Source organism: Allorhizobium sp. DMC15 (genome assembly GCF_056314065.1).
The window spans coordinates 1,430,365-1,446,933 of the sequence record NZ_JBQUZB010000001.1; the positions used below are offsets into that span (position 1 = coordinate 1,430,365).

A 16,569-nucleotide genomic window follows, 5' to 3' on the forward strand; every position below is an offset into this window, starting at 1 on the left:
TTGGAATTGCTAGCCTTAACCGCTTGTTTCGACAAGCGTCGCGACCCGATTCCGCCCGGCTTGCATCGGGTTTTCAGCCAATTTTGTTGACCTTGCTGCCGCCAGCCTGTTTTTTGGCCCGCATGAGCGAACAAAAAACTCCGATTCGATCCGTCTGCGTCTATTGTGGCTCCCAGCCGGGACGCGATCCTGCCTTCATGGAAGCGGGCCGCGCATTTGGCCGGTCGCTGGCCGAAAACGGTCTGCGCCTCGTCTATGGCGGCGGCACCAAGGGCATCATGGGGGCTGTTGCCTCGGGCGTGCTCTCGGCCGGCGGCCATGTGACCGGCATCATCCCCGAATTCCTCGTCGACATGGAAGCGACGCGCCATTCACTGGGCCAGCTCAACGAACTGATCATCACCAAGGACATGCATGAGCGCAAGCACGCGATGTTCGAGCGCTCGGATGCCTTTGTGACGTTGCCCGGCGGCATCGGCACGCTGGAGGAGATCGTCGAGATCATGACCTGGGGCCAGCTCGGCCGTCACGAGAAGCCGATGGTCTTCGCCAATGTCAATGAATTCTGGAAGCCGATGCTGGAACTCGTCGACCACATGTCGGCCTCCGGCTTCATCCATACGGCGCACCGCGTGCGGCCCATGGTCATCGACCGGATCGAGGACATCGTGCCGGCGATCAAGGCCCGATGGGCAGAGACCGAGGCACCGGAAGGCGACCCGGCAACCATTGCCAAGCTCTGAGACCGAAGAAGCGCCTCAACGGCGCTTCAGCATCGGCAGTGTGTAGATCACCAATGCCACCCAGATCAGCGGGAAGGCGATGGCCTTGGCCGGGCTGAAGGGTTCCTTGAACACGAAGACGGCCGTGATGAAGATCATCGACGGTGCGATATACTGCATGATGCCGATGGTCGACAGGCGCAGAAGCTTCGCCCCGTTGGCGTATAGGATCAGCGGTACGGCCGTCACCAGCCCCGCCGAGGCGAGTAGCACCGTGTCCATCGTATTGCCCGTCAGGAAATGCCCGCCGCCCTGAAGGTTCAGATAGACGAGGTAGCCGAGCGCAAACGGCGCGAGCAGCAGCACTTCCAGCAGAAAGCCCTGGTTCGGCCCGATCGGCAGGGTTTTGCGGAAGAAGGCGTAGAAGCCCCAGGAGAAGGTCAGCGCCAAGGCGACGATCGGCAAGCGCCCGGCTTCCACCGTGAGAATGACGACGGCGACGACGACGAGGGCAAGGGCTGCAACCTGGGTCTGCTTCAGCCTTTCCTTGAGCATCACCGCACCGAGCAGGATCGAGAACAGCGGGTTGATGAAATAGCCCAGCGCTGTATCGAGCGCGTGGCCGGCCCCGATCGCCCAGACATAGATACCCCAGTTGACGCTGATCAGCGTCGCGGTTACGGCGGCCATGCCGAGCATGCGCGGATTGCGCATAGCCCTCTTCAGGTCGTCGGTTCGTTTCAGGATAATCAGCAGCAGGCCGGCAACCGGGATGGACCAGATGATACGGTGCGCGATCACCTCCGCCGGCGAGATGTGGGCCAGCGCCTTCATGTAGAGCGGCAGAAAGCCCCACAGCAGATAGGCGGAGAGGGCAAAGAGGAAGCCGTTGAGACTGTCCTTGTTCTCTGCGGGCATCGGGGCATCGGCCATGGTGTTTCCTGACTTTTGTTATGCTTTGGAAACGGCCATACGCCCGCGAGGTAGCGGGCGCAAATGCATTTCACTGATGGATCCTTCACTTGCGGCGATCAATGGCTGGGGTCAGATGTCCTGTCTGCCGATCTGAACCGCCGGACAAAGCCATGAGCGCATGAGACGAAACGCCCGGGATTGCAGCGGATGAGGCAAGGCGCGGCGGCAAATGCTGTGGGTCAGGACACACGTCCATGCTGGGCAAGAAAGTCGAGCATGACGCGGATGCGCGCCGGCAGATGGCCGCCTTGGCCAACATAGACAGCATGAAACGGCTCGACACGTCGGGTGCGGGGATCATCAAGCACCGTTACCAGCCGGCCCGCCCTCAGATCCTCAGCCACCGTAAAGCGGGCCAGTTGCGCCAGGCCGACACCGCCAATGGCAAAATGCCGAAGCGCCTCGCCGTCGCTGGCGCTGACCCGTCCCGCGACCGGGACCTGCACGATTGCTTCGCCTTGTGGTGCCGGCCATTCGCGCAGTGCCCGCACATAGCCGAAACCCAGCCGGTTGTGTTTTTCCAGATCGGCCGCTGTTTCCGGCATGCCATGGCGGGCGATGTAGGCCGGCGAGGCGACGATGAGGAGGGGCGTGTCGCCGAGCTTTCGTGCGACCAGGCTGGAATTGCTCATGGCGCCGGCGCGGATGGCGATGTCTGCCCGTTCCGCCAGGAGGTCGACCACCAGATCCGTCTGAACGACTTCGACTGATATACCGGGATAGAGGTCCAGAAAGCGCGCGAGGATCGGCGCAAGAACATGCGTGCCATAAGCGGCACTGGTGTTGATCCGGATCAGACCGCGCGGATCGTCGAGATTTGCGGCACTCCGCTCCGCCTCCTCGATGTCGGCGAGTATCCGCACCGAGCGCTCGTAGAAAGTCCGCCCTTCAGGCGTCAGCAGCAGCTTGCGGGTGGAGCGGTTGACCAGTCTTGTCCCGAGCCGCGTTTCCATCCGGGCCACCAGTTTGCTGACCGCCGAGGGCGTCATGCGAAAGTAGCGTGCCGCAGCCGAGAAGCCGCCTTGCTGCACCACCTGCACAAAAACTTCCATTTCGCCGGATCGATTGAAGTCCTGCCGCGCCATAGTGTGAATTCAATTCATGAATGATGTGATTGATCGCAGACTATTTCACCCGGCCTGCTCTGTCTATCTGCTGTGCATCCCATTTCAACAAGGACGCACTTCCATGCCTCTTGCCCTCTATGCCCTGACCGTCGGTGCCTTCGGCATCGGCGTCACTGAATTCGTCATCATGGGCCTGCTGATCGACGTCGGCGCCGATCTCGGCGTCTCGATCGCCGCAGCAGGTCTGCTCATTTCCGGTTATGCGCTGGGTGTCGTGTTCGGCGCGCCGATCCTGACTGCTTTGTCCAGCCGTTGGCCACGCAAGACGGTGCTCATTGCGCTGATGGTGATCTTCACCATCGGCAATATCGCCTGTGCGCTCGCGCCCAGTTACGAGATGCTGATGGCCGCAAGGCTGGTTGCAGCGCTCGCCCATGGCACCTTTTTCGGTGTCGGGTCGGTCGTCGCGACAGGGCTGGTCGCACCCGAGCGTCGGGCATCTGCCATCGCCGTGATGTTCACTGGTCTGACGGTCGCCAACATCGCCGGCGTACCCTTTGGCACCTGGCTCGGCCAGGAATATGGCTGGCGCACGACATTCTGGGCCGTGGCCCTGGTCGGTATCGCAGCACTCGTCGTGCTCGCGATCTTCCTACCGCGCGATGCGCAGAAGCCGGAGGCGCAGGACTGGCGCTCGGATCTCGCCACCATGGGCCGACCTCAGGTTCTCGCCGGCCTGGCGATCACCGTGCTCGGTTATGCCGGCGTCTTTACCGTCTTCACCTACATCGCCCCGGTTTTGACCGAGGTCACGGGCTTCTCGGCAACGGCCGTCTCACCAATCCTGCTGGTTTTCGGGGTTGGTCTGATCGTCGGCAATCTCCTCGGCGGAAAGTTGGCCGACCGCAACCTCGACCGCTCCGTGCTGGTGACGTTGGGTGTCCTGACGCTGTCGCTCGCCGCAATGACCGTGGTCCTCGACAACAAGATCCTGACCGTCGCCTTTGTCGGCCTTGTCGGTGCGGCAGGCTTTGCAACGGTCGCACCCTTGCAGATGCGTGTCCTTGAGAAGGCGGAAGGGGCAGGCCAGGCGCTGGCATCGAGCTTCAATATTGCCGCCTTTAATCTCGGCAATGCCATCGGCGCCTGGGTTGGCGGCATCGCGATCGAGAGCGGGCCGGGGCTCACGCTGTTGCCGCTGGTCGCAGCCGCGTTTCCGCTGGCAGCGCTGGTCCTGTCGATCACTGCAACCCGTCTCGACCGACCAAGGTCATGTGAGGAACACGTCGCGGCCTGATCAGGTCGCAGCCAGCCCTTCAGAGAGAAGAAATCGCCGCCCTCATTCGGCGGCGATTTTGCCGGCCAGTTCGCGGTTCTTCATCAGCTTGTAGACGATCGAATCCATCAGCGCCTGGAAGGAGGCGTCGATGATATTTTCCGACACACCGACGGTCCACCAGCGGGCGCCGGTGGCGTCGGTGGATTCGATCAACACGCGGGTGATCGCTTCCGTACCGCCGTTCAGGATACGCACCTTGTAATCCGCCAGCTCCAGATCGAGGATTTCCGACTGATACTTGCCGAGATCCTTGCGCAGCGCGATGTCGAGCGCGTTGACCGGGCCGTCGCCCTCGGCGACCGACATGACGGTCTCGCCTTCGACCAGAACCTTCACCACGGCTTCGGAAACCGTCTTCAGTCGGCCATGGCTGTCGAAACGTCGCTCGACCATCACGCGAAAACTTTCGACTGCGAAGAAGTCCGGCACCGTGCCGAGCGTCTTCAGCGCCAGAAGCTCGAAGCTCGCATCCGCACCCTCATAGGCATAACCCGAGGCTTCCCGTTCCTTGACGACGGAAATCAGCGTGTCGAGCTTGGGATCGTCCTTGGCAACCGAAATTCCGCGACGCTTGAGTTCGTTGAGGAAGTTCGCCTTGCCGCCCTGATCAGACACCATGACTTTGCGAAAATTGCCGACACTTTCCGGCTCGACATGTTCGTAGGTCTTCGGGTCCTTGAGCAGCGCCGAGGCATGGATGCCGGCCTTGGTGGCAAAGGCCGAGCCGCCGACATAAGGCGACTGGTGGTTCGGCGAACGGTTCAGCAGTTCATCGAAGGCGCGAGACAGGCGGGTGAGGCCGACGAGTTTGTCCCGGTCGATCGCGGTCTCGAAGCGCGACGAATACGTCTCCTTCAGACAGAGCGTCGGGATGATCGTGACGAGATCGGCATTGCCACAGCGCTCCCCGATGCCGTTGAGCGTCCCCTGGATCTGCCGCACGCCAGCCTCGACGGCCGCGAGTGAATTGGCAACAGCCTGGCCGGTATCGTTATGCGCATGGATGCCGAGCGAGGACCCGGGGATGCCGGAGGCGATGACGGCCGAGACAATCTCGCGGATCTCCGGCGGCTGCGTGCCGCCATTGGTGTCGCAGAGCACGACCCAGCGTGCGCCGGCGTCGTAGGCTTCTTTGGCGCAGGCGATGGCATAGTCCGGATTGGCCTTGTAGCCGTCGAAGAAGTGCTCGCAGTCGACCATGGACAGCTTGCCGGCAGCCACCACGGCCTTGACGCTGTCGCGGATGCTTTCGAGGTTTTCCTCGTTGGTGCAGCCGAGCGCCACCTTCACGTGATAATCCCAGCTCTTGGCCACGAGGCAGATGGCGTCCGCCTTGGCCTGCAGCAATTGGGTCAGCCCCGGATCGTTGGAGGCGGAGACACCCGCACGCTTGGTCATGCCAAAGGCGACGAAGCCGGCCTGTTTCGTCCGCTTCCTGGAAAAGAAGGTCGTGTCCGTCGGGTTCGCCCCGGGATAGCCGCCCTCGACATAGTCGAAGCCGAACTCGTCCAGCATGGTCGCGATCGCGATCTTGTCCTCGACGGAAAAATCAATCCCCGGCGTCTGCTGGCCGTCGCGGAGCGTCGTATCGAACAGGGTGATCTTGTCGCGTGTCATGCTGTTGTCCTTACGAAAACTTTCGCTGCGGGGGAATTACCCCCTCTGTCACTGCGTGACATCTCCCCACAGGGAGGGAGAGTGGTGGCTGCGGGCGTCGTACTCCCCACCTCCCCCTTGAGGGGGGAGGTCGCCGCGAAGCGGCGGGTGGGGGTGAAACAAGCGGCGAGTTCGGCGCTTCAGACTTGCAATGAGCTCCCCAAGGTCACCCCACCCCGGAGCTTCGCTCCGACCCTCCCCCTCAAGGGGAGGGTGAAGGCGCGCCGCTTCCACAATCCGCTCTCCCCTCTTGTGGGGGAGATGCCCGTCAGGGCAGAGGGGGGCGAGAGCCACCGACATTTCAATTCTTCCCCGCAAACCGATCCGTGGCCCGGATCAGCTGGTCGAGAATGCCAGGCTCGAGATAGGCGTGGCCTGCCCCCTCGATCAGATGGAAATCCGCCTTCGGCCAGGCCTTGTGCAAAGCCCAAGCATACTTGGCCGGGCAGGGCATGTCGTAGCGGCCGTGGATGATCACGCCCGGGATATCTTTCAGTTTGTGGGCATCGCGCAGGAGCTGACCTTCCTCCATCCAGCCGTCGTGAACGAAGAAGTGGTTTTCGATGCGGGCAAAGGCGAGCGCGAACTCCGCTTCACCGAAATGCGCGGAATAGTCGGGGTTGGGCAGAAGCGTGATCGTCTCGCCTTCCCAATTGCTCCAGGCGATAGCGCAACGCAATTGTTCTTCCCGATCGGTGCCGGTCAGCCGACGGCGATAGGCGGCCATCATCTCATGACGCTCATCTTCCGGGATCGGTGCGCAAAAACGTTCCCATTTGTCCGGGAACATCTCGGAGACGCCGAACTGGTAGTACCAGTCAAGCTCGGCCTTGGTCAGCGTGTAGATGCCGCGCAGCACCAGTTCGGACACGCGCTCCGGATGGGTTTCGGCGTAGGCAAGCGCAAGCGTCGAGCCCCACGAGCCGCCGAAGACGAGCCATTTTTCTGCGCCAATCATCTGACGCAGCCGCTCGATGTCGGCGACCAGATGCCAGGTGGTGTTGGCCTCGATCGAGGCATGCGGCGTGGACTTGCCGCAACCGCGCTGGTCGAACAGGATCACGTCGTAGAGCGCGGGATCGAAGAGGCGGCGATGCGATGGGCTGGTCGCGCCGCCCGGGCCGCCATGCAGGAAGACGGCAGGCTTGGCACCCTTGGTGCCGAAACGCTCCCAATAGATCTGGTGCCCGTCGCCGACATCGAGCACGCCGGTGTCGAAGGGTTCGATTTCGGGATAAAAGCCGCGCAATTCAGTCGTCATGTCATGTCCTTTTCGGTGGCCAGGCCACCGTATCGTGATCGGGATGCTGCCGTGAGGTGGCGGCGATCCCGGCATTGCCGGCCGGAAGATCCGAGCGGTCGGTCTGCTTTTCCGGCAGACCGAAAAGTTTGTCGAAGTAAGGCACGCGGCTTTCGACGCCATCCTGGGAGATGGGCTCTGCCATTTCAGGCTTGTCGAGGCTGCCGATGGTCACGCTGATATAGGGCGAACCCTTGGTGCGGAAGAAAAGCGGCGTGCCGCAGTCCTTGCAGAAGCCGCGCCCGCAAGGATCAGACGACTGGAACCAGCTGGGTTCGCCACGCATCAGCAGGAAATCCTCCTGCCGCGAGCCGGCCAGCGCCATGAAGAAGTTTCCGCTCGCCTTCTGGCACATGCGGCAGTGACAGATATGCGGATAGCCGAGCTCGCCCGCGATCTTGTAACGGATCGCGCCGCACTGGCAGCCGCCGGAATGCACCTGACGGGTCATTGGTCATCCTCCGGCGGCCACTGGGCCGTGTCGTGATCGGGGTGCTGAAAACTCTCGACCGAGGCGAAGAACTCCTCCATCGCGGGGCTGGTAAAGGCGGGCTTCTCGAAGAGATGGTCGATCCAGGGCAGGCGCTGGTGGTGGTTCACCTGGATCTGCGGCTCGAAACGCTCCGGATGATCGAAGGCACCGATGGCGAGTTCCACGCCGTTGGGGTGGTGATAGGAGAGCGGCGTTCCGCATTTGGCGCAGAAGCCGCGCTTCACCTTGGCCGAGGAGCGGTAGAGCATCGGCTGCCCGCGCGTCCAGGTCAGATGCGCCTGGTCGGCGGTGACGAAGGCGCCGAAGAAGGAGCCGAAATGCTTCTGGCACATGCGGCAATGGCAGATCGACGGTCGCCCAAGCTTCGACGCCTGGAACCGGATCGCCCCGCACTGACAGCCACCGCTTTCGATTTCACTCATCTCGACGTCCTCATTGCATCGTCACATAAACGGTGACGCCGATGATCACCGCGGCGACCAGAACGCCTTTGGCGATCAGCCCGTAAAGCAGCCATTTCGGCATCTTCGTGTTCGGGTTCGGCTGCGTCACAACTTCGCCTCCGGCCACTGCTCCGTGTCCCGGTCCGGATGCTGGTAGGACACGACATCGGTGAGGAAGGGCGCATCCTCAAGATCATCAAGCGTTGCACGTTCCGGCAGGGCAGGGATGGTGTCGACGAAGGCGAGTTTGCATTCGATCCCGAACTGCACCGTCGGCGGCAGCTGCGACGGATCATCGAAGGCGCCCGCAGCGAGCGACAGCCCGTCCGGAGCCTCATAGGTCAGCGGCGTGCCGCAATCGCCACAGAAGCCACGTTTCACGAAGTTCGACGAGGCAAAACGCTTAGGCGCGCCGCGTGTCCAACTGACCTCAGCATCGCCGACAGCGACGAGCGGTGCATAGTAAGCCCCGAAGGCCTTCTGGCACATCCGGCAATGGCAGACGGAAACGTCTTTCGGCTGGCCGGTCATGCGAAAGCGGACCGCGCCACATTGGCAGCCGCCGGTGTGGGTGAGGGGGGAGGTCATGGGGTTCCCTCCAGCCAGTTCTCGACCTTCAGGCCCGGCACCCGACCAAACTCGCGGACATTCCCGGTCACCAGGGTGACTTCAAGCGAGCGCGCATGGGCGGCGATGAATAGATCGGTCGTGCCGATCGGTTGGCCGACACGTTCTAGGTCGTGGCGGATTTCGGCAAAATGCGCCGCCTCCTTGTCCTCGTAGGGCAGGATTGCGATGCGATCGAGAATGGACTCGACCAGATAGGTCAGTCGCTCGGAATTGCGTTTGAGGATGCCAAAGCGCAGTTCCGACGCGACAATCGCACTGATGGAGATCTGGTCATCGCCGGCACGCTCCACCATCGCCGCGGCAGCGCCGTGCGGGTTCCGGATAAGGTCCGAAACGATGTTGGTGTCGAGCATGTAGCGGGGCGTGTTCACAGCTCGACGTCCCGTGCCGGTGCTTCGCGGAGGTCAAATTCGAAGTCTTCATCGAGGGGTCCCTGACGACGAAGCCACTCGATCAGGCTCTCCTGCTTCTTCTTGACGGGCTCCAGGGTAATCTTGTCGCCTTCCTTGCGCATGATCACTTCGTCGCCCGGAAAGTCGAACTCCACGGGAATGCGGACGGCGCGGTTGCGACCGTTCTTGAAGATCCGGACATGTCTTTCCAGTTCCATTCGCGCCTCCGTTTGCGGCATATGCCAAGCATATGCCGGCCGTCCCCCTCGAGCAACTACCGCTTGACCTCCCACATCGTCACCCGCTCGCCCGTCTCCTTGTCCTTGCCGTCCTTGAGCTGGATGCCCTTGGCAGCGAGATCGTCGCGGATCTTGTCGGCTTCGGCAAAGTTCTTGGATTTGAGCATTTCGAGCCGCATGTCGACGAGCGCCTGGACGGCGGCGGAGAGGTCGTCGCTGACTTCCGCCTTCTTCGGAGCCACACCGAGCAACGCCGCCGAGGCGACGAATAGCGGCAGCTTTGACGGATCAGCAGTCGCCGCCTGGGCGAGTGCATGGACCGCCTGAACGGCAGCGACCGTGTTCAGGTCGTCGCAGAGGGCTTCCAGAACAGCTGCATCCGGGGCGGTCTCGCCAGCGTCACCCGCCGGCCACTTAGCCAGAAGACGCTCTGCCTCCTCCAACCGCTTCACCGAGAAATCGATCGGCTCGCGGTAATGCGTCATCAGCATGGCCAGCCGCAGCACTTCGCCCGGCCACGTCCGCCCGCCGAATTTCTCCGTCGCCAAGAGCTCGTTGATCGTGACGAAATTGCCCTCCGACTTCGACATCTTGCGGCCTTCGACCTGCAGGAAGCCGTTGTGCATCCACACCGTCGCCATCAGGTCGTTGTCGAAGGCGCAGCAAGACTGGGCGATCTCGTTTTCGTGGTGCGGGAAGATCAGGTCCAGCCCGCCGCCATGGATGTCGAACTGGTGCGGCTTGGCTTTCGCCTTGGGGGACAGGCGATCCTTGATCTCTTCCCAGAGATAGCGGTCGGACATGGCAGAGCATTCGATATGCCAGCCGGGACGTCCGAAGATCGCATGCGCCTTACCTTCGAAGGTGAAATGCGCCGGCCAGCCGGGCTCAGTATCGGCCGACTGCTTCCACAGCACGAAATCGGCCGGGTTCATCTTGTGGTTTTCGACGGCGACGCGCGCACCGGCCTGCTGGTCTTCGAGCTTGCGCTTCGACAGCATGCCGTAATCGGCCATCGAGGCGGTCGAAAACAGCACTTCATGCCCTTCGGAGCCGGTTGCGACATAGGCATGGCCCATGTCGAGCAGCCGCTGAATGATCACGATCATCTGCGGAATGTTGTCGGTCGCGCGCGGCTCGAAGGTCGGCTTCAGGCAGCCCAGTGCTGCCACATCCTCGTGGAACTGGCTCTCCGTCTTGCCGGTCACGGCGCGGATGGCGTCGTTGAGGCTCATCGAACCGTCGGCAATCTGTCCGCCGAAATCGCGCAGCGCGCGTGCGTTGATCTTGTCGTCGACGTCGGTGATGTTGCGAACGTAAGTGACCTTGTCGGCCCCATAGGTGTGGCGCAGCAGTCGGTAGAGAACGTCGAAGACGAGGACAGGGCGGGCGTTGCCGATATGGGCAAAGTCATAAACGGTCGGGCCGCAGACATACAGGCGCACATTGTCGGGGTCGATCGGCTCGAAGTCGACCTTCTCACGTGTGAGCGTGTTGTAAAGCTTGAGGCCGCCGGCCATGTGAAACTCCCAGAACGAATGTTACCCGGCTGGACCGGGTCGTTTGTCATCTGGGTCTATGCAGGAGACGAAAACGGCCAGGCCAGCGAAGCGCTAGCGAATAATGATCCCGCAAATGATGCAGAGGCTCGTTTTCATGGGCGCTGTTATGGCGCGCGTCGCGAATTTGGTCAAGGGCGGTTGCAGCGTCCGAGGATGCGGACATCGGCTTAACGATCCCTGTGGATAGTTGCTCTTCGGCTTAAGTCTTTTTCAAGATAACTCCTCAATCTTAGGGTGGCATTCGACCGCCCTCGGAGATGACCTTCGGCATGGACCACACCCTGCATCTGCCCACAGTGATGATCATGCATGCCTTGATCACACTCGTCTCGACACTGGTAACCACCTATATGTGGTTGCGCATTCGAGACAGCCGGATCATGCCGCTGCTGGTCGCGGCCGGTGTCGCTGCCTGTGCGGCCATGCTGCTGCATTCCGCACGTGATAGCTTGCCGCTGTTCCTGTCGTCCGGCCTTGGCCTTGGACTTGGGGTTCTCGCCGTTGCATTCTACTGGCAGGCTGTCGTCGCGTTCGAAGGCGGCACCGTGTCGCTGCGCAAGGCGGCCCTCGGCACGATCATCTGGAGTGCCCTGTGGGTGACCCCGATCTTTCACGAGTCGATGCTGCTGCGCACCACCGTGCTTGGCGTACTGGTGGCGGGTTATTGTTTCCTCACGGCGCGCGAGATGATGCGACATGCCCGGCAGGAGCCTCTGCCATCCCGGTCGCTCGCCGCGTTCTCGAACATCGTGCGCGGCGTCGTCTGGCTCGCACCGACGCCCTTGTCCATCTTGGTGGCACCCGCTTATGCGCCGGATGGGACCACGGCGCCCTGGTTCGCCTATATCGTGCTGGCCAATTCCATGATGATCGTTCTGTCGCTGGTAGCCCTTTTGATGCTGGCGAAGGAACGGGACGAACTGCGCTACCGTCTGGCCTCCGAGCGCGATCCGCTCACCAATCTTGCCAATCGTCGCACTTTCGTCGCCGGCGCGCGCGCGGTTCTGGAAACGGAAGATGGCGGCGCCAGTTTGCTCTTGCTGGATATTGATCACTTCAAGAGCGTCAACGACACCCATGGTCATGCCGCCGGCGACCAGGTTCTGCTCGCCTTTTCACGTGCGATCGAACAGCGCATGCCGAAAGGCTGGCTCTTTGCTCGGATCGGTGGGGAGGAATTTGCCTGTCTGATGCCGCGCATGAATGCGCAGAAGGCGGTGGCGGTCGCGGAAAATCTGCGCCGAGCGGTGGCGGAAATGGCCGTTTCGCCGTCCTTAATGCCCCCCGTCACCGTCAGCATCGGCGTCAGCGAGGCGACGACACGCGGCGCCGACCTCGACACCTTGCTCGCAAGTGCCGATGCAGCCCTTTATCTTGCAAAGGCGGATGGGCGAAACTGCGTCCGGCTGTTCGAGCCTGTGTCGGTGCTGGACGACGCCGGGGAAAAGCTGGCCCATGCGATCGCGGCGCCGCCCCGTCCCACCGCCCGCCTTCACCGTCGGCTTCGCGCCTGAAGGGAACTCAGCGCAGGTTTTGCGGCACCCGCACGATGCCGAGGACCAGCGCACAGCCCACGATGATCACTAGCCCGCCGCAGATCTGCAACACGGTAAGCGGCTCCTTGAGCACCAGCGCACCCACCAGAACGGCCACGACCGTCACCACGAATTCGACGCTGATCGCCGCTGTCGCGCCGATGCTTTTCACCAGTCCGAAGTAAAGGACATAGGTGAGCGCGCTCATCAGCCCCGCGAGTGCGACGAGGTAAAGATAATCCACCATGGCCGGCGTTGCGGGAACAGGGACGAACCACAAAAGGGGCAGGGCGATGATGCCGCCCGCGATAAAGGATCCGATGGTGACTTCCCAAGGACCCGTGCCCGAAAGGTGTCGGCTGGCATAATTGCTGCCGAAGGCAGCGGAAAATGTCGAGCCGACCATGGCCAGACATCCGATCAGGAAGGACGACGTGACCGGAACCGCCGGAAAGCCGACCAGCATGATGATCCCGATGGTTCCAAGCAGCAGACCCACGACACGTGCCGAAGTGATCCGTTCCAGCCCCCAGGCTTGCGCGATCACCATGGAAAACAGCGGAATGGCGGCAACGAAGATCGCTGCCATCGCCGTCCCGATCCGGGGGGTGGCGTAAGACAGACCGATCAACTGTCCGGCAACGGTGGTGGCCCCGACCATGGCGAAGGGCAGCCAGCCGACGCTGAAGTCGAGCCTCCGCCCCGTAAACCGCGCGATGGCATAGAGAAGGGCGCCCGCGATGAAGCAACGAAACGTCACCGCCCCAATCCAGCCGAAGGCGTCAACGACATGCAGGAGAAGAAGGAAGGAAAGGCCCCATGCCAAAGACAGATAGGCATAGGCGGCAAAATCTTTGAGGGACATGACAGGCGATCGATTCGAACTGAGAGCTGTCTTGCTCTCATAGCGCTCGAATTCCTAGGTACAAAGCAATCAATCCGGCTGCCCGAGATCCATCCACTGCTGCATGGCGTCAACCAAGTCCACGGTTGGGTATTGGCGGATATCGTCCTCGGACGCGCCCGCATTCAATTCGCGCGCCCAGTACCATTGTTGAAAGACAGCATATTGGCTTTCTATGAGGGTCGCTCCCTTGGGGGACGCCGCAGCTTGCCTCACGAGCCATCCGCGAACCCTGCGGATCGCAGTCTGGTAATCGCCGCCATGCGCCTCGATATCCCAGCCAGCAATGTCGGAAAGACATTTCTGGTAGTCATAGCGCTTATCTTCGAGAACGAGGATACATTTGGTCGAAAGGGGCGCCGTCCCGAATGTCTTGCATCCGTAGTCGATTCCCAACTCGAACGGCATGTTCATTCTTGCAAATTCGCCGCGCGCTTTGGCCCGGTTCCGGCTGAGATCATGGATCCCGTATTTCGACGTCCTGACGATGTCACCGATGCGGTTCAGTCGGTTTATGGCGTTGTCACCATTCTGCGGTGCAAGACGCGGGCGAAATCCGAGGAAGGTGACACAGAAGGCAATGGCTTGGAGAATAGGGGCGTAGTCGTTGTCGAACGGGCAATTGATAAACACCGAACGTTCAAACATGCGCGCCCGTCCGTCAGCCCTTGGGAGGGGCGGGATCGTTTCCGAAACTGCTGCGTTCGCGAATCCGACCGTCTTTCCCATGGATGTAGAGCTCGGTTCGGTTGGATCGCGCGATTTCTCTCGCGATTTCAATCGCTTCGCCCTGCGTGGGGTGAAGGCTGCTGGCGCGAGTGGCGCCCGCGCTTAGAACGCCCCACTTGCCTGATCTCGGCACTACATGCTGCGCTTTTGTCTTGGCCATCTGTTCATTCGCTCCGACCTGCACCAAGATAGCTTAAGCGCATCAAAGCTACCAGCGGCTTACTCAGGCATCCGGTAGTCGACGACCTTGCCTTCACGCACCACGTAAAGCTTGCCGGTTTCCGTCTGCTCCGGGCCGACGAGCGGCAAGAGCTTGGCGGCGACTTCCGAGGGATGCGGCACGGTCTGCGGATCTTCACCCGGCATGGCCTGGGCACGCATGGCTGTGCGTGTTGGGCCCGGGTCGACGGACAGGATCCGCAGGGGCAGGCGCTGCGTCTCGGCAGCCCAGGTGCGGGCAAGCGCTTCGACGGCGGCCTTGGAGGCGGAGTAGGGCCCCCAGAAGGGCTTGCATTTGTGAGCGGCGCTGGACGACAGGATCAGCGCGCGGCCCTGATCAGACTTCACCAGCAACGGCTCCAGCGAGCGGATCAGGCGCCAGGTGGCGTTGACATTGATCGTCATGACCTTGTCGAAGACCTTGGCCTCGACATGGCCGATCGGCGAGATGACGCCCAGCACGCCGGCATTGAGCACCGCGATGTCAAGCTTGCCCCAACGCTCGAAGATATGACCGCCCAGCTGGTCTATCGCCGCCATATCGGCGAGGTCGAACGGCACCAGGGTCGCGGAACCGCCCACCGCCTTGATGGCATCATCCAGATCTTCCAGGCCACCCACCGTGCGGGCGCAGGCAATCACATGGGCGCCCGCTTTGGCGAGTTCGATCGCGGTGAAATAGCCGATACCGCGCGACGCGCCGGTGACGAGCGCAATCCGGCCCTTGAGGTCGATGGTCATGGAAATTCCTGTCGTATGCCCTGTGGTCGTGTGTCTCAGCCGTTGGCGGCGAGCATGGATTCCTTGCGGCCCGGCTTCTCGCTTTCCTTGTCGAGAAGACGCGTCGGATAGTCACCGGTGAAGTAGTGGTCGGTGAACTGCGGATTGGCCGGGTCGCGAGGCTTGCCGCCGACCGCCTTGTAGAGACCGTCGATCGAGAGGAAGGAAAGCGAATCCGCCCCGATATACTTCGCCATGGCGGCCTCGTCTGCATACTGGTTGGCCAGCAGCTTGTCCCGGTCGGGCGTGTCGATGCCGTAAAAGTCGGGATGGAAGATCATCGGTGACGCGACGCGGATATGCACTTCCTTGGCGCCGGCATCGCGGATCATCTGCACGATCTTCAGCGAGGTGGTGCCGCGCACGATGGAATCGTCCACCAGCACGACGCGCTTGCCCTCGATCATCGCCCGGTTCGCGGAATGCTTGAGCTTCACACCGAACGCGCGGATCTGCTGGGTCGGCTCGATGAAGGTGCGACCGACATAATGGTTGCGAATGATGCCGTATTCGAAGGGGATGCCGCTCTGCTGGGCGTAACCGAGGGCGGCCGGCGTGCCGCCATCCGGCACGGGCACGACTACGTCCGCCTCGACCGGCGCTTCGAGCGCTAGATTCATGCCGGCATTCTTGCGCGTGGTGTAGACGTTGCGGCCGGCAACGACGGAATCCGGCCGGGCGAAATAGACATATTCGAACAGGCAGACGCGTTCCGGCTGCGGCCGGGCAGGCATGCGGGATTCGATCGAGATCGACCCATCGGCTTGCGTTTCGCAGATGATCACTTCGCCGTTCTTCACGTCGCGCACGAACTTGGCGCCGATGATGTCGAGCGCACAGGTCTCCGAACAGAAGATCGGCTTGCCGTCGAGTTCGCCCATGACCAGCGGTCGGATGCCGATCGGGTCACGCGCAGCGATCAGCTTGGTCCGGGTCAGCGCGATCATCGCATAACCGCCTTCCATCTGCCGGATGGCGTCGATGAAACGGTCGGTGGTCGAGGCGTGGCGCGAGCGGGCGATGAGATGAAGGACGACTTCGGTGTCCGAGGTCGACTGGCAGATCGCGCCGGTCGCAATGATCTGGCGGCGCAGCGTCAGGCCATTGGTGAAGTTGCCGTTATGGGCAATGGCGATACCGCCTTCTTCGAGTTCGGCAAACAGCGGCTGCACGTTGCGCAGCGCCACTTCCCCCGTCGTCGAGTAGCGGGTGTGGCCGATCGCCTGCGGGCCCGGCAGCTTCGCCAGCGTCACCGGGTTCGTGTAGTGGTCACCAACAAGCCCCATGTGCTTTTCGGTGTAGAATTGCCGTCCATCGAAGGAGACAATACCGGCCGCTTCCTGGCCGCGGTGCTGAAGCGCGTGTAGGCCAAGGGCAGTCAGCGTCGAGGCATCCGGATGCCCGAGGATCCCGAAGACCCCGCATTCCTCGTGATATTTGTCGTCATGGCTGCCATACACGACATAAGAAGGGCTGATCTGCTTCATGGCGAGGGCCTTTGCTCCGGGGACAGATGCGGGATTCTGGGCTTCTAACGGCTAAGCCGCCGGTCTGTCCCGATCCGGCGGCGATGATATGGGTGTC

General features: G+C 62.0%; 18 protein-coding genes. 3 read left to right on the plus strand and 15 right to left on the minus strand.

Going from position 1 to position 16,569, the window contains the following annotated elements; genetic code table 11:
* Positions 1-122 precede the first annotated feature (122 nt).
* A complete protein-coding gene (locus ACT53S_RS07055; protein WP_476066421.1) occupies positions 123-743 on the plus strand; it encodes an LOG family protein in 621 nt (206 codons plus the stop codon).
* Positions 744-758: 15 nt separating this feature from the next.
* On the opposite strand, the gene rarD is transcribed toward ACT53S_RS07055, so the two are convergent.
* On the minus strand, positions 759-1,655 hold the full coding sequence (rarD, locus tag ACT53S_RS07060) for an EamA family transporter RarD (protein WP_113378018.1): 897 nt from the start codon (positions 1,653-1,655) through the stop codon (positions 759-761).
* 221 nt (positions 1,656-1,876) lie between these two features.
* Positions 1,877-2,782 carry a LysR family transcriptional regulator gene (locus ACT53S_RS07065; RefSeq protein ID WP_476066422.1) on the minus strand — a complete coding sequence of 302 codons (906 nt, stop codon included), beginning with the start codon at positions 2,780-2,782 and terminating at the stop codon, positions 1,877-1,879.
* 103 nt (positions 2,783-2,885) lie between these two features.
* On the opposite strand from ACT53S_RS07065, the gene ACT53S_RS07070 reads away from it, so the two are divergent.
* Positions 2,886-4,061 carry an MFS transporter gene (locus tag ACT53S_RS07070; RefSeq protein WP_476066423.1) on the plus strand — a complete coding sequence of 392 codons (1,176 nt, stop codon included), beginning with the start codon at positions 2,886-2,888 and terminating at the stop codon, positions 4,059-4,061.
* Between the two features lie 42 nt (positions 4,062-4,103).
* On the opposite strand, the gene cimA is transcribed toward ACT53S_RS07070, so the two are convergent.
* The 8 genes from cimA to cysS form a co-directional block, all read right to left on the minus strand.
* Positions 4,104-5,720 (minus strand): citramalate synthase, encoded by a 1,617-nt coding sequence (gene cimA / locus ACT53S_RS07075; protein ID WP_476066424.1) that lies wholly within the window; start codon positions 5,718-5,720, stop codon positions 4,104-4,106.
* Between the two features lie 340 nt (positions 5,721-6,060).
* Positions 6,061-7,020 carry a prolyl aminopeptidase gene (pip, locus tag ACT53S_RS07080; RefSeq protein ID WP_476066425.1) on the minus strand — a complete coding sequence of 320 codons (960 nt, stop codon included), beginning with the start codon at positions 7,018-7,020 and terminating at the stop codon, positions 6,061-6,063.
* Between the two features lies 1 nt (position 7,021).
* Positions 7,022-7,510 carry a GFA family protein gene (locus ACT53S_RS07085; RefSeq protein WP_185810974.1) on the minus strand — a complete coding sequence of 163 codons (489 nt, stop codon included), beginning with the start codon at positions 7,508-7,510 and terminating at the stop codon, positions 7,022-7,024.
* Positions 7,507-7,974, minus strand: a complete 468-nt coding sequence (locus ACT53S_RS07090) for a GFA family protein (RefSeq protein WP_476066426.1) — start codon at positions 7,972-7,974, stop codon at positions 7,507-7,509. The genes ACT53S_RS07085 and ACT53S_RS07090 overlap by 4 nt, the downstream gene beginning before the upstream one ends.
* 126 nt (positions 7,975-8,100) lie before the next feature.
* Complete coding sequence (locus ACT53S_RS07095) at positions 8,101-8,583, minus strand: GFA family protein (RefSeq protein WP_476066427.1); 483 nt, start codon at positions 8,581-8,583, stop codon at positions 8,101-8,103.
* A complete protein-coding gene (locus ACT53S_RS07100; protein ID WP_476066659.1) occupies positions 8,580-8,978 on the minus strand; it encodes a PIN domain-containing protein in 399 nt (132 codons plus the stop codon). Before ACT53S_RS07100 ends, ACT53S_RS07095 begins: the two co-directional genes overlap by 4 nt.
* A 14-nt stretch (positions 8,979-8,992) precedes the next feature.
* Positions 8,993-9,235 carry an antitoxin gene (locus tag ACT53S_RS07105; RefSeq protein WP_476066428.1) on the minus strand — a complete coding sequence of 81 codons (243 nt, stop codon included), beginning with the start codon at positions 9,233-9,235 and terminating at the stop codon, positions 8,993-8,995.
* Between the two features lie 56 nt (positions 9,236-9,291).
* Positions 9,292-10,776: a cysteine--tRNA ligase gene (gene cysS / locus ACT53S_RS07110; protein WP_476066429.1), complete on the minus strand. Its 1,485-nt coding sequence runs from the start codon at positions 10,774-10,776 to the stop codon at positions 9,292-9,294.
* A gap of 311 nt (positions 10,777-11,087) precedes the next feature.
* Between cysS and ACT53S_RS07115 the strand changes: the two genes are divergently transcribed.
* Positions 11,088-12,332, plus strand: a complete 1,245-nt coding sequence (locus ACT53S_RS07115; protein WP_476066430.1) for a GGDEF domain-containing protein — start codon at positions 11,088-11,090, stop codon at positions 12,330-12,332.
* Between the two features lie 7 nt (positions 12,333-12,339).
* Here ACT53S_RS07115 and ACT53S_RS07120 read toward each other — a convergent pair whose 3' ends face one another.
* From ACT53S_RS07120 to purF, 5 genes are all read right to left on the minus strand, one after another.
* Complete coding sequence (locus ACT53S_RS07120; RefSeq protein WP_476066431.1) at positions 12,340-13,218, minus strand: DMT family transporter; 879 nt, start codon at positions 13,216-13,218, stop codon at positions 12,340-12,342.
* A 69-nt stretch (positions 13,219-13,287) separates the two neighbouring features.
* On the minus strand, positions 13,288-13,905 hold the full coding sequence (locus ACT53S_RS07125) for a hypothetical protein (protein WP_476066432.1): 618 nt from the start codon (positions 13,903-13,905) through the stop codon (positions 13,288-13,290).
* Between the two features lie 13 nt (positions 13,906-13,918).
* Positions 13,919-14,146, minus strand: coding sequence for a DUF2188 domain-containing protein (locus ACT53S_RS07130; protein ID WP_476066433.1), 228 nt, complete (start codon positions 14,144-14,146; stop codon positions 13,919-13,921).
* A 59-nt stretch (positions 14,147-14,205) separates the two neighbouring features.
* Positions 14,206-14,946: an SDR family NAD(P)-dependent oxidoreductase gene (locus ACT53S_RS07135; protein ID WP_113378031.1), complete on the minus strand. Its 741-nt coding sequence runs from the start codon at positions 14,944-14,946 to the stop codon at positions 14,206-14,208.
* A 35-nt stretch (positions 14,947-14,981) separates the two neighbouring features.
* On the minus strand, positions 14,982-16,472 hold the full coding sequence (gene purF, locus ACT53S_RS07140) for an amidophosphoribosyltransferase (protein ID WP_113378032.1): 1,491 nt from the start codon (positions 16,470-16,472) through the stop codon (positions 14,982-14,984).
* Positions 16,473-16,569 lie beyond the last annotated feature (97 nt).

What these genes read in the sequence shown, in the direction of transcription:
- cimA (WP_476066424.1), bottom strand. Translation starts at nt 5,720, where the DNA reads ATGACACGCGACAAGATCACCCTGTTCGATACGACGCTCCGCGACGGC.
- ACT53S_RS07070 (WP_476066423.1), top strand. Translation starts at nt 2,886, where the DNA reads ATGCCTCTTGCCCTCTATGCCCTGACCGTCGGTGCCTTCGGCATCGGC.
- ACT53S_RS07090 (WP_476066426.1), bottom strand. Translation starts at nt 7,974, where the DNA reads ATGAGTGAAATCGAAAGCGGTGGCTGTCAGTGCGGGGCGATCCGGTTC.
- ACT53S_RS07085 (WP_185810974.1), bottom strand. Translation starts at nt 7,510, where the DNA reads ATGACCCGTCAGGTGCATTCCGGCGGCTGCCAGTGCGGCGCGATCCGT.
- ACT53S_RS07135 (WP_113378031.1), bottom strand. Translation starts at nt 14,946, where the DNA reads ATGACCATCGACCTCAAGGGCCGGATTGCGCTCGTCACCGGCGCGTCG.
- ACT53S_RS07100 (WP_476066659.1), bottom strand. Translation starts at nt 8,978, where the DNA reads ATGCTCGACACCAACATCGTTTCGGACCTTATCCGGAACCCGCACGGC.
- rarD (WP_113378018.1), bottom strand. Translation starts at nt 1,655, where the DNA reads ATGGCCGATGCCCCGATGCCCGCAGAGAACAAGGACAGTCTCAACGGC.
- purF (WP_113378032.1), bottom strand. Translation starts at nt 16,472, where the DNA reads ATGAAGCAGATCAGCCCTTCTTATGTCGTGTATGGCAGCCATGACGAC.
- ACT53S_RS07105 (WP_476066428.1), bottom strand. Translation starts at nt 9,235, where the DNA reads ATGGAACTGGAAAGACATGTCCGGATCTTCAAGAACGGTCGCAACCGC.
- ACT53S_RS07120 (WP_476066431.1), bottom strand. Translation starts at nt 13,218, where the DNA reads ATGTCCCTCAAAGATTTTGCCGCCTATGCCTATCTGTCTTTGGCATGG.
- ACT53S_RS07095 (WP_476066427.1), bottom strand. Translation starts at nt 8,583, where the DNA reads ATGACCTCCCCCCTCACCCACACCGGCGGCTGCCAATGTGGCGCGGTC.
- ACT53S_RS07065 (WP_476066422.1), bottom strand. Translation starts at nt 2,782, where the DNA reads ATGGCGCGGCAGGACTTCAATCGATCCGGCGAAATGGAAGTTTTTGTG.
- ACT53S_RS07055 (WP_476066421.1), top strand. Translation starts at nt 123, where the DNA reads ATGAGCGAACAAAAAACTCCGATTCGATCCGTCTGCGTCTATTGTGGC.
- cysS (WP_476066429.1), bottom strand. Translation starts at nt 10,776, where the DNA reads ATGGCCGGCGGCCTCAAGCTTTACAACACGCTCACACGTGAGAAGGTC.
- pip (WP_476066425.1), bottom strand. Translation starts at nt 7,020, where the DNA reads ATGACGACTGAATTGCGCGGCTTTTATCCCGAAATCGAACCCTTCGAC.
- ACT53S_RS07125 (WP_476066432.1), bottom strand. Translation starts at nt 13,905, where the DNA reads ATGTTTGAACGTTCGGTGTTTATCAATTGCCCGTTCGACAACGACTAC.
- ACT53S_RS07130 (WP_476066433.1), bottom strand. Translation starts at nt 14,146, where the DNA reads ATGGCCAAGACAAAAGCGCAGCATGTAGTGCCGAGATCAGGCAAGTGG.
- ACT53S_RS07115 (WP_476066430.1), top strand. Translation starts at nt 11,088, where the DNA reads ATGGACCACACCCTGCATCTGCCCACAGTGATGATCATGCATGCCTTG.